Origin of the sequence: Microbacterium sp. lyk4-40-TSB-66 (assembly GCF_030209475.1) — a bacterium.
GTDB lineage: Bacteria > Actinomycetota > Actinomycetes > Actinomycetales > Microbacteriaceae > Microbacterium.
Genome location: NZ_JARVRW010000002.1, coordinates 59219 through 70913 on the forward strand (window position 1 = coordinate 59219; position 11695 = coordinate 70913).

8 protein-coding genes are annotated in these 11695 nt (G+C 71.2%); 1 reads left to right on the plus strand and 7 read right to left on the minus strand.

Annotation, left to right across the window (positions count from 1 at the left end; genetic code table 11):
• Positions 1-322: 322 nt before the first annotated feature.
• Together QRO03_RS02415 and QRO03_RS02420 are read right to left on the minus strand one after the other, a co-directional pair.
• On the minus strand, positions 323-1780 hold the full coding sequence (locus tag QRO03_RS02415; protein ID WP_285135933.1) for a DUF2510 domain-containing protein: 1458 nt from the start codon (positions 1778-1780) through the stop codon (positions 323-325).
• Between the two features lie 356 nt (positions 1781-2136).
• Positions 2137-3480, minus strand: a complete 1344-nt coding sequence (locus tag QRO03_RS02420) for a LamG-like jellyroll fold domain-containing protein (protein WP_285135934.1) — start codon at positions 3478-3480, stop codon at positions 2137-2139.
• Here QRO03_RS02420 and QRO03_RS02425 point away from each other — a divergent pair.
• Entirely contained in the window at positions 3470-3652 is a 183-nt protein-coding gene (locus tag QRO03_RS02425) for a hypothetical protein (RefSeq protein WP_285135935.1), read from the plus strand. The two genes, QRO03_RS02420 and QRO03_RS02425, sit on opposite strands and share 11 nt — an antisense overlap.
• A gap of 97 nt (positions 3653-3749) precedes the next feature.
• On the opposite strand, the gene QRO03_RS02430 is transcribed toward QRO03_RS02425, so the two are convergent.
• The 5 genes from QRO03_RS02430 to QRO03_RS02450 form a co-directional block, all read right to left on the minus strand.
• Entirely contained in the window at positions 3750-7259 is a 3510-nt protein-coding gene (locus QRO03_RS02430; protein WP_285135936.1) for an error-prone DNA polymerase, read from the minus strand.
• Between the two features lie 15 nt (positions 7260-7274).
• Positions 7275-8819, minus strand: coding sequence for a Y-family DNA polymerase (locus tag QRO03_RS02435; RefSeq protein ID WP_285135937.1), 1545 nt, complete (start codon positions 8817-8819; stop codon positions 7275-7277).
• Positions 8819-9550 (minus strand): DnaE2-dependent mutagenesis accessory factor ImuA', encoded by a 732-nt coding sequence (gene imuA', locus QRO03_RS02440; RefSeq protein WP_285135938.1) that lies wholly within the window; start codon positions 9548-9550, stop codon positions 8819-8821. The genes QRO03_RS02435 and imuA' overlap by 1 nt, the downstream gene beginning before the upstream one ends.
• Before the next feature lie 188 nt (positions 9551-9738).
• On the minus strand, positions 9739-10236 hold the full coding sequence (locus QRO03_RS02445) for an HNH endonuclease (protein ID WP_055956669.1): 498 nt from the start codon (positions 10234-10236) through the stop codon (positions 9739-9741).
• Between the two features lie 342 nt (positions 10237-10578).
• The gene (locus QRO03_RS02450; protein ID WP_285135939.1) at positions 10579-11361 is read right to left on the minus strand and encodes a M23 family metallopeptidase; all 783 of its coding nucleotides are present in this window, start codon (positions 11359-11361) and stop codon (positions 10579-10581) included.
• Positions 11362-11695: the final 334 nt, after the last annotated feature.

The window sequence follows — 11695 nt, forward strand, 5'->3', positions numbered from 1 at the left end:
GGTACGGCGGTACGGCGGTCTCCGGGTGATCCCTGGCGGTACGGCGGCGCCGGGTGACCGGGGCGGTACGGCGATCGCCGGGTGACCGGCGCAGTACGGCAGAGGCTCAGTGACGTCGTCCGGCGTGACCGAGCCGGGTGATCAGGCGGAACGGCGGTCACCGGGTGACCAGGGCGGTACGGCGGTCGCCGGGTGACCAGGGCTCGGTGGCGTCGTCCGGCGTGACCGCCGACGCCCGACCGTCGAGGCACACCGGGCATCGGGCAGGGTGGGGGCGGCAGGCGTCGATCGGGGCGGCGCGCGCTTCGCGCCGCCCCGATCGTCAGTAGCCGTAGGTGTACTGCAGCTCCTGGACGAGCGAGAAGATCTGCGTCAGCAGCATCACGACCCACACGCTCGCGATGATCCACGTCAGCACGGTGACGCCGATCGCCGCCCACAGCGGGGCCAGGCCCTTGCCCGTGTGTCGGCGCACGATCACGCTGCGCCCGATGATGTAGACCAGGCCGCTGCCGATCGCGAGCACGAAGAAGCTCCATGCCCAGTGGAAGGGCCGCTCGATTCCGCGGGCGCGCAGCTGCCGCCAGTCCAGGAAGGCGAACAGCACGGTGGCGCCCGCCAGCACGAGGCTCAGGATCGACGACACCACCGTGAGCAGGGTGCCTGCCATGGACGGGCTCGCCAGGGACTCGGAGTACAGGTCGTTGTACACCGACTCGCGCATGAACGAACCCCAGTCGAACGCGAACAGACTCAGGACGCCGACCAGCGGCAGGGCGACCAGGAGCCAGATCCACACGGTGTTCGTGTTGATGTGTCGTTTCGGGGCGGCGCCGTATCCGACTGGTGGCGCGGACGCGTACGCCGGGGCAGCCGCGGTGGACGCTCCGGGATACGTCGGTGCACCGGCCGAGGCGGCTCCCGGATAGGCGGGTGCGCCAGCGGCCGTCGCCGGGGCCTGGGCACCGGGGTACGCCGACGGGAAGGCGGGGGCCGGGGCGACGGGAGGAGTGCCCGACGATGCCGCGGGAGCCGCCGCTGCGGCCGCGGCAGCCACGGCGCCCGCGCCGGCGGCGGCCGCGGCGGGAGCGATGTGCGGGTCGCGGGCTGTAGGCGGCTCGGGAGCGGCCGCGGGCTCTCGGACGGCGGGCGGCTCCTGGGCACTGGACGGCTCGTGGGCGGCGACCGGCTCCGGAGGAGACACCGGCTCCGAATCGGCGGACGCCTCCCGCGGAGCGAACAGGTCGTGCGGGGCGGACAGCTCGTGCGGGGCGGATGGCTCGTGCGGGGCGGACGGCTCGTGCGCAGCGATCGTCTCGTGCGCAGCGATCGTCTCGCGCGGAGCGGACGGCTCGTGCGGGGCGGTCGACCCGGACACCGCAGCCGACTCGCCCGGCGTCGACGAGGTGACCGCGGGGGCGTCCTCGTTCCAGGCGGCATCGTCTTCGGTCGAGCCGTGATCCCCGTGCGCGACGGTCGAGTCGGGGGCGAGCGATGAAGATTCGCCCTCCGCGCCGAAGGACTCGGTCGGCGTCTCATCGGCGGCACGGTGGTCCGTCGCGGTCGCCGAGGTGACGGCGTCATGGTCGGAGGCAGCGCCGCGCGAGGAGTCGTCATGCAGCGGCACCGCGGCATCCTTGCTCTCTCCAGCGGGGGCGGCGGTGCTCCCGTCGACCGCGCGCACCTCGTCGGTCCACGACGTGCCGTTCCATCGGCGGAGGCCGCCACCTCCGGCGGGATCGGGGTACCAGCCGTCGGGCGGAGTGGGTGTGTCGGTCATGGCGCTCCCTGTCTGATGCGGAACCGGCGGGATGGCCCGAGTCTAGTGAGGGCAGGAGAACGCCGTCGGTGTCCGTCCCCAGGTCCGCGCGCGTCACGAGCCGGGAAACAGCACGCGGCGCGATCACGCCCGGGACCCGTTCGCACACGCGTCGCGGATCGAGCCGCGGCGCGCGGTGCGATCACGACCGGAACCCTTTCGCATACCCGTCGCGACCGAGCCACGCGCGTGACACGATCACGACCGGAACCCTTTCGCATATCCGTCGCGACCGGGCTACGCGCGTGACACGATCGCGCCCGGAACCCGTTCGTTCCGCCGGGACCGCCACACCGGGATGCGGCACGACCGCAGCGTCAGGGCACGACGGGTCGCTCGTTCTCGTACAGGGCTCGCACCTGCTCGGCGGTGAGGGCGCGGTCCCAGACACGCACGCGGGAGAAGGTGCCCTCGGCGTAGTTGCCGACCGTCGAGGCCATCTGCACGGCGCCGACGGTGAACTCCGCGGGGGTCGGGTTCAGACCGTCCGGATAGGGGTACGGATTCTTCATGTAGGTGTTGCCGAATTTGTCCTTCACCGGCCCCAGCGGGACGGAGAGTCCGTCGAGGTAGGAGACGGCTTCCCGACCGTCGTAGGTGCCGACGTGCAGTTGCCACACGCGACGGGTGAAGGTCTGTCCGGACGCGGAGTAGTCGATCGAGAACGGGTGACCGGCTGTGGGTCCTCCCGTCCGCGACACATGGAAGTTGCCGCGTTCGTCTCCGCCGTACGTGGAGAGGTCGTAGAAGAGTCCGTACGACCTGCGCGGATCCCTACTCGACTCCGACCACATCCCCGCGACGAACCCGGCGTTGTCGTCGGTCATCAGGACCCAGGCCGCGACGGTGACCGTTCCCGTGCCCGCCCCCACGTTCAGGCGCCCGACGGCGTCGCGGTGCAGCCGCAGGAAGCTCTTGCCGGGCAGGTTCACCCCGCGCCCGAACGGCGTCGCGACGGTGGTCGCGCGCACATTGCCCGCGTGTTGAAGCGGAAGGTCTCCGGTGGTCGTGCGGAACGGAGCGGCGGCTTCCTCGAACCGCCACTCGGCGATCGGCGCCGGCACGCCGACGGGTCCGGCCGTCGGCGTCGGCGTCGGGGTCGGCGAGGGCGTCGGAGTGGACGTCGGAGTCGGGGCCACCGTCGGCGTGGCCGTCGGAGTCGGGGTCGGCGCTGGGGTCGGTGAAGTCGTGGGGGTGGCGCTCGGCGAAGGCGTCGGCGACGGCGCCGCGGTCGCGGTCGGACTCGGCACGACGGGAGGGCTCGGCGTGGGGCTGGCGCCGGCGGAGGTCACCGTGAGGGCGTCCAAGGTCACGTTGGTGTTCTGTGCCGCGGCGGATTTCTGGCCCGTCGCGGTCACGGTGAGCGTGTGCGCGCCGGGAGCGAGGTCGGCCCGCTCGTACAGCACCGTGTTGAACACGTTCGACGGCGCATAGGCGTCGATGCGGGCCGACAGAACCCCGTCGATACGGATCTCGCTGATGCCGCTGAGGGGCGTCTTGCGTCCGAGGATACGGATGCCGGTGCCCTCGAAGCTGTAGGAGTAGGAGGCGGCTGCGGCGTTCGCGTATTGCACGGAGCCGTTATGGTCGGCCTTGTTCGAGGTTTTGCGCCACGACCCGCTGTAGGCGATCGACGCGTCGAGCCCGTCGATGGTCCGCACGATCGGTGCGGAGGCGGCGGAGGTCGCCGCGAACGACGGCGCGCTGGCGACCGAGGCGGAAGCGGTTATCGCGAGCGCGGTGAGGACCGCGAGTGCACGCGGCCGGGACTTCGTCGGCATCGACATCGAGCGGCTCCTTCGGCGCTGGCCGGGCATGGCGGAAGGTCGCTGAAGGCGCCCCCGTGCCCTGCCGCCCATCGTGCCCCACCGTGCCGTCGGAGGCGATGATCGATCGCCGGCCGTCGCTCGATCCGAGGTCGTGACGCCTCTCATCGGAAGTCCCGCGACGCGTGGGCGACTCCCACGCGCAGATCGGTGAACCCGTCGGCGACCACGTTCGTCACACCCTCGACGGAACGCTCGAGCATGCCGCGCACGATCAGCGCGGGCGACTCACGGGCGACCCGGCGATACCTGTTCCACACCCCGACCGAGCAGATGATGTTCATGAGCCCGTGCTCGTCTTCGAGGTTGAGGAATGTGATGCCGGACGCCGTGGCCGGCCGCTGCCGGTGGGTGACGAGCCCCGCCACCTCGATGCGCCGGTCGGTCTCGAACGTGCGGAGCTCGCGCGAGGTCAGCACCCCCCGCGCGTCGAGCGCCGACCGGAAGTGGGTGAGCGGGTGATCGTCGGCCGAGAGACCCGTCGCCCAGAGGTCGGAGGCGAGGATCTCGTAGCTCGACGGGTCGGTGAACAACGGCGGCTGCACGGCCACGAGGGAGTCGGGAAGGAACTCGGCGCGGTCCAGCGCCGCCGAACCCGACAACCAGATCGCCTCGCGCCGCGTGTGCCCGAAGCACTCGAAAGCCCCCGCCGTCGCGAGCGCCTCGAGCTGGGCCGTGACCAGTCCGGTGCGACGCACGAGGTCGCGAAGGTCGCGGTAGGCGCCGCCGCGCTCGCGTTCGGAGACGATGCGCGCGGCCACTTTCGTGCCGATGCCGGTCACCCCGGCGAGGCCGAGGCGAACGGTGAAACCCCCGTCACGACGGTGCGCCAGGGTCTCGTCGGGCTCCGACGGGTCGAAGTCCCCGGTCGGAGGCTGCCGTGCGTCCGCGCACGCGTCGAGTCCGGTCGGGGGTCCCATGCTCCGGCGCTGCCGCGGCGCCGAACCGCTCGAACTCGCACCCGTCGCACCCGTCGAGGCACCCGTCGCCGAGGCACCCGTCGCCGCGGCACCCGTCTCCCCCGCGTCGACCGCCTCGAGCGTCGCTTCGACCCCCGACCGCGACAGGTCGGGCCGGCGTACCACCACGCCGTGCCGCCGCGCGTCGGCGGTCAGGGTCGCGGGCGAGTAGAACCCCATGGGCTGTGCGCGCAGCAACCCCGCGAGGAACGCCGCCGGATAGTGCAGCTTGATCCACGAGCTCGCGTAGACCAGCAGTGCGAACGACAGCGAGTGCGACTCGGCGAAGCCGAAGTTCGCGAACGCCTGGATCTTGGCGTACAGCTCGTCGGCGACCTGGCCGACGAGGCCGTTCTCGGCCATGCCGGCGTACAACGTCTCGCGGAGCGAGTCGATGCGCTCCAGCCCCCGTTTGGACCCCATTGCCCGGCGCAGCAGATCTGCGTCTTCGGCGGAGCAGTTGCCGATGGCGACCGCCATCTGCATCAGTTGCTCCTGGAACACCGGCACCCCCATCGTGCGTTCCAGCACCGGTTCGAGCTTGGGGTGCACGTAGGTGATCTTCTCCTGGCCGAGTTTGCGCCGCACGAACGGGTGCACGGCCCCGCCCTGGATGGGGCCCGGACGGATCAGGGCGATCTGCACGACCAGGTCGTAGAACTTGCGCGGCTGCAGGCGGGGCAGCAGCCCCATCTGCGCGCGCGACTCCACTTGGAAGACCCCGATCGAGTCGGCCCGGCACAGCATGTCGTACACGGCCTTCTCTTCTTTCGGCAGGGTCGACAGCTCCCATTCCTCGCCGGTGGCATCCCGGATCAGGTCGAAGCAGTACTGCAGGGCCGCGAGCATGCCGAGCCCCAACAGATCGAACTTCACCAGTCCCATCCACGCGGCGTCGTCTTTGTCCCACTGGATGACCGTGCGGTCCTCCATGCGCGCGTGCTCGATGGGGACGACCTCGCCCACCGGCCGATCGGTGAGCACCATGCCCCCGGAATGGATGCCGAGGTGCCGCGGCGCCTTCAGCAGCTCCGACGCGAACTCGATGACCTGGTCGGGGATGTCATGGTCGCCCCCGGTCTCGAGCGTCGCCCCCCAGCGCTCGACCTGCTTCGACCAGGCATCTTGCTGACCGGGCGAGTGACCGAGCGCCCGGGCCATGTCGCGCACGGCGTTCTTGGGGCGGTACTGGATGACGTTCGCCACCTGCGCCGCCCGCTCGCGCCCGTACTCCCCGTAGACCCACTGGATGATCTCTTCGCGGCGGTCGGAGTCGAAGTCGACGTCGATGTCGGGCTCCTCGTCGCGCAGGCTCGACAGGAACCGCTCGAACGGCAGCTTGTAGAAGATGGAGTCGACCGCGGTGATGTCGAGCAGGTAGCAGACCGCGCTGTTGGCGGCCGACCCGCGCCCCTGGCACAGGATGCCACGACGGCGGGCCTCGGCCACGATGCCGTAGACGATGAGGAAGTACCCCGGGAAGTCCTTCATCTCGATGACGCCGAGCTCGCGTTCGATGCGGCGGCGGTCGTCGTCGGAGAGGTCCGGGTACTTGCGGGGCACGGCCTGCCACACCAGGTGCCGCAGCCACGACATGGGCGTGTGCCCCTCGGGAACCTTCTGTTTGGGAAGCGCGGGCTTGGCGCGGCGCAGCGGGAAGGCGATCTCGTCGGCCAGCGTCACGGTGCGCGCGACGGCGCCCGGGTAGCGCGCGAACCGGGCCGACATCTCGACGCCCGAGCGCAGGTGCGCGCCGGCGTGGGCGGGTAGCCACCCGTCGAGCTCGTCGAGACCCCTGTTCGCCCGCACCGCGGCCACGGCGGCGGCGAGCAGTTCTTTCTGCGGAGCGGCGTAGTGCACGTTGTTGGTGGCGAGGGTCGGCAGTCCCCGCTCGGCGGCGAGAGCCGCCAGCACGTCGTTGCGACGGGAGTCGAGCGGGTCGCCCTGATCCATCAGCTCGACGTAGACGGCCTGTGCGCCGAACAGGTCGACGAGGGTGTCGAGTTCACGCGCGGCCCCCGCCGGTCCCTCGGATGCCAGCGCCTGCCGCACGGCTCCCTTGCGGCATCCGGTGAGCACGGCCCAGTGCGGATCGCGGGGACCGCCCGCCCGCTCGGCGAGATCGACGAGGTCGTAGACGGGACGCCCCTTCTCGGCGCCGGTGAGCTGCGCGTGGGTGATCGCGGCGGCGAGACGGTGGTACCCCTCTTCTCGCCGCGCGAGGACGAGCAGGTGCGAGCCCTCGGGGTCGGCCGCGCCGTTCTGCGGACCGCTGAGTCCCAACGACAACTCCGCCCCGAAAACCGTCTTCACCGTGCGGGCCTCGGCCGCCTCGGCGAAGCGCACGATCCCGTAGAAGCCGTCGTGGTCGGTGAGGGCGAGGGCGTGAAGGCCCAGACGCTCGGCCTCTTCGACGAGCTCTTCGGGCGAGGAGGCTCCGTCGAGGAACGAGTACGACGAGTGCGCGTGCAGTTCGGCGTACGGGATCGTGTCGTCGGGACGCTCGATCGACGGCGGCACATAAGCGCCGCGCTTGTGCGACCAGGCCGGGCTGTCGCCGCCGTCGCCGTTCGGCGGTGTGCCGGTCGGTCGACGCGCGTCGCTGAGCAGTCGCTCCAGCTCCGACCACTTCACCGGGGGGTTGGTCCATCCCATCAGCGCACCCCCGCCTCAGTCATATCGACCCTCCGCCCGCCACTCGCCCTCTTCGACCACCAGCAGCCACGCGCCGCCGTCGGCGTCGACCACCTGGAATCGATGCGCCCGGCGTGCCCGCAACGGGTCCCACCCCCGCTCGCTGATCGGCCAAGGGCCTGCCCATTCACGGATGCGACGACGTTGCCCCGCCGTCTCGAGCACGGCGGGCGGGGCACTCAGCAGGTCGCGCTCCCCCACCGTCACGGGCGCGCCCGCGATGTCGGTCACACCGACCAGGCGCGGTTCGGGGTAGACCGTGGCCGGCAGAGGGTCGGGAAGGCTGCCGGGCCAGGGTCGTGCCCGATCTCTCGCCGTCACGGCCCGATCTCCCCACGGCACGTTCACCTGGCGTTCGGCGAGCCATCGCCCGCCGCCGACGACAGGCGTCACCACGGCGCGATGGCCGAGCATCGCCTGCACGCGCGACAACGCGTGGTGCACGCGTTCGTCGGGGCCGGCGCCGAACAGCCCTTTGGCGTGGTGGGCCGCGGCATCCACCGCTTCGGGTTCGATGTGCACCCCGGCCACTCCGCTGCCGAAGATGCCCTGGGCGTCTTCGGCGAGTTGCCACCGCACCCGATCGACCACGGCGGCGGCGTCGAACGACCCCGGATGCAACCAGACGCGTTCACTGCGTTCGGCTCGTTCGCCGGTGAGGACGACGCGCAGTTCGGTGCACACGAGGTCGTGCGCGCCCAACCCGGCGATGAACTCCTCGGCCGCCACGCGCATGCCGAAGGCGATCTGATCGGCGAGTTCGAGCGGGGGCTCGAAGGCGACGTCGCGGTGCAGTTCGGGCGGAGGCGTCCGCGGCTGCACCGGCTGCGAGTCGAGTCCTCCCGACAGGGCGTGCAGCCGCACCCCGCGGCCGCCGAAGCGCTCACGTACCCGCTCGACCGGGAGCGCGGCCAGGTCGCCGAGCGTGTGCACGCCCAGACGTGAGAGCAGGCTCCCGAACTCGTCGTCGTCAAGCGTCGCGACGGACAGGGGGGCCAGGAACGTACCGGCTTCACCGGGGGCGACGATCCGCACCGGGTCGTCGACGCGCGCCGATCGCGCCGCCTGCTCGGCAGTGAAGACGCCGTCGGCGACACTCGCCCGCACGTCGCGGAAACCGACGTCGTCGAGCAGGCGGATCAGCGTGCGAGCCGCCTCGTGTTCGCCGCCGTAGTACCGAGCCGGTCCTCGCGCTTTCAGCGCGCAGAGACCGGGTCGCACGACCTGCACTCCGGGGGCGTGTTCCTCGACGCGCGCGACGACGGGGGCGAAGGCGCGCGTGTCGCGCACGGGGTCTGCGGGCACGACCTGCAGCGTCGGGCACAGGGCCTGCGCGTCGCGGCGCTTCTGGCCCCGGCGCACACCCTGCGCGCGGGCCGCCCACGAGCACGCCACGACGATGTTGTTCGCGAACACCGCGACGGCGGCCTCCGGCTTCGGGGGCGAGACGGCCTCGTGAGCGAACGCCGTGATCGGCCAGTCGGGGAACCACAGCACGAGGCTGCGCGTGGGCGCCTGCATCAGCCCACCGCCCGAACGGGATACGCCGACGTCGGGGAGGCGTCATGACCGCGCGGCACGAGACGTTCGGCCGGGGCGCCCAGCAGCTCGATCGACCCGTCGGCGGCCGGCAGCAGCATGCGCGCGCGGCGGGCGTTCGGCGAACGACGGCTGCTGACCGAGACCGTCAGCTCACGACCGGCGAGATACCCGCTGCCCTGACCGAGCCCCGACCACTGCGGGTCGGCCACGTCGATCACCGCTTCGGCCTGCGGCCACGCGCCCTGCACGAGCAGCACCGACCCGCGGTCGCGCAACCGCGCGGCCAGGCGCGTGGTCTCGGCACCCCCGCGAGCCGCCGTGGAACCCGCGGGCGGGCGCACGGCCACCACCGGCAGCACCTCGGTGATCGTCGCGGTCACCGCGAGCCACCGCGGGCCCGGATCGGGGATGAAGACGAGCCGGTCGAGATCGAGACCGTATTTCTCTGCGGCCTCGGCGCCCAGTTCGGGCATGCCGATCACTCCGCACCACGCCCCGTCCTGCGAGGGTCGGGCCATGAGCGCCAGCAGCAGGGAGGACGAGCGCGCGAGGGCGTAGGCCGAGCCCGGGCGCAAACCCCCTCCGGGCAGCAGCGGCGAGAATGCGGGATGCGTCGGGAGCACCGGGGCGTCCATCCGACGCCCCTGCATGCGCTCCAGGCGATCGCGCAGCGCATGGATATCGGGTACGGCCTGTACCTGGTCTCGCATGATCGCCCTCACTCCCACAGGTTAGAACATGTGTTCTATTCCCTCAATCCCTGTGGGTCGAAGATACGATCGACCTCCGACATCGGCGGAGGAGGTCTGCCGAGGCCTCCCGAGACACGACGTCGATCCCCGGAAACCCTCGGCCGGGCACGACGACGAGCCCGGCGAACCGGGGCGGGTCAGCAGCGTCAAGCCGCGAGCGCCAGGTACGGTTCCCAGCGCGGGTCGCTCTTGTCGACGCCGCGCACCGTCCAGGACGAGCCGTGCGGCGGTGCGGGCACGAGCCGCAGCTCCCACCGCATCTCCTGCGGCGTGCGATCGCCCTTGATGTTGTTGCACGCGAGACAGCACGCCACGAGGTTCTCCCAGGTGTCCTTGCCACCGCGCGAGCGCGGCATCACGTGATCGATCGTTGAGGCGGCCTTCCCGCAGTACCCGCAGCGGTGCCCGTCGCGACGAAGGACGCCGCGACGCGTCACCGGCACACGCCGTGCGCCCGGCACGCGCACGTAGCGGGTCAGGATGATCACCGCCGGGCGATCGTACGTGCCGGCGGAAGCCCAGACGGGGTCCTCCTCGACGCGTTCGACGACCACGGCCTTCTCGTTCATCACGAGCACGAGCGCTCGCTTGAACGACACGACGGCGAGGGGCTCGTAGCCCGCGTTGAGCACCAGTGTGCGCATGTACGTCTCCTCTCGAATGGCCGAGACGGCTTCTCGGATGTTCGACTCGCGACGACGGCAGGCGCGGAAGGGTATGAAAAAAGGCGCTGTCTAGGCAGACAGCGCCTTCGGACGCGCGGCGAGGCCACGGCATCCGAACTCACGATGCCGAAGAACGAGCAGCCCGAGCGCATCCATGGTGCGGATGCGCGGACTGGCGTTCATCGGCGTTCCCTCCGGTTCTTCCGACGTCGAGGAAAGGCTAACCCACGAGAACACGCCCGGGGTCGGGCCGGAGGGGAAACGGAAGACGGCGTGTCGGAGAACGATGGTCTCCGGCACGCCGTCTCGCGTGAGGAAGGATCAGCCGGCGTTCTGCTGCAGCCAGGCGTAAGGGTCGACCACCGAGTTGTTGATGTGCACCTCGAAGTGCAGGTGGTTGGCGGTCGAGCTGCCGGTCGAACCGACGAGGCCGATGAGCTGGCCCGCGGCGACCGTGTCCCCGGCCTGCACCTGACGGCTGCCGTAGGTCATGTGGCCGTACGTGGTGCGCACCTTCTGGCCGTTGATGACGTGCTCGATCTCGATACCGACGCCGTACCCGCCGTAGCTCTCCTGCGAGACGCTCACGACACCGGCGGCCGCGGCGAAGATCGGCTGCCCACCGGGGGCGAGAAGGTCGACGCCCTGGTGGTAGCCGGAATCCCACAGGCCGCGTCCGAGGACGTAGCTGGTGAGCGGCCACCGGACCTCGCCCGATCCGGGCGCGGTCATCGACAGGTCGACCGACGAGACGGAGGCGTTCGCGGTGGATGCGGTCAGACGGGCGCGCTCAGCCGCTGCCGCGGCGGCGGCTGCGGCGGCCTCCTCGTCTTTCTTCTTCTTGATCTCGTCCGCGGTCGTGGCGGAGTAGCTGCTGCGGTCGAGCGACTCGGCCGTCGCGTCGGAGGCGACGACCAGCGACTGGTTGTCGGCCGCCGACATCTGCTGCAGCGTCATCGTCTCGGCCGCGGGCATGGTGGCCGCGTACGCCGGGATGGCGACGGTGGCGACGAGGCCCGCCACCATCGACAGGATGACGGCGCTGCGCAACGGCTTGCCGATGCGGCGCGTCGATGAGGGGCGGGGAGCGGGGATGCCGCTCACGGCCGGTGCGGCCGCGGTGCGGGCGACCGGTACGGCCGCGATGCGAGCGGGACGGTTCGTCGTTCGGGCGACGGCCGCGCGTGTGCTCTTTCGGGTGGGGCCCGTTACGGGGACCTCGGGTAGGTCCGCAGCGGGATCGTTGTGTTCAGCCAAAGTTCCTCCGGCGCCTCTGCGTCTTCGGGGACGCTGGCTCGTCAGCACTCGATCATTGGGGGCACGATGTGCGGGCTTAGCCCTCTACGGACGACGAGCCGATGAGGCAAACCGCGAGGGGTCCGACGGCGGGCTTCCAGCCTGTGGACCCTTTGAGGCTACCTGAAGATAACGAACAAGT

Bases quoted from the DNA above. Each gene is read 5' to 3' on its own strand.
- QRO03_RS02415 (WP_285135933.1), bottom strand. From the start codon at position 1,780: ATGACCGACACACCCACTCCGCCCGACGGCTGGTACCCCGATCCCGCC.
- QRO03_RS02425 (WP_285135935.1), top strand. From the start codon at position 3,470: ATGGTCCGCACGATCGGTGCGGAGGCGGCGGAGGTCGCCGCGAACGAC.
- QRO03_RS02430 (WP_285135936.1), bottom strand. From the start codon at position 7,259: ATGGGATGGACCAACCCCCCGGTGAAGTGGTCGGAGCTGGAGCGACTG.
- QRO03_RS02435 (WP_285135937.1), bottom strand. From the start codon at position 8,819: ATGCAGGCGCCCACGCGCAGCCTCGTGCTGTGGTTCCCCGACTGGCCG.
- imuA' (WP_285135938.1), bottom strand. From the start codon at position 9,550: ATGCGAGACCAGGTACAGGCCGTACCCGATATCCATGCGCTGCGCGAT.
- QRO03_RS02445 (WP_055956669.1), bottom strand. From the start codon at position 10,236: ATGCGCACACTGGTGCTCAACGCGGGCTACGAGCCCCTCGCCGTCGTG.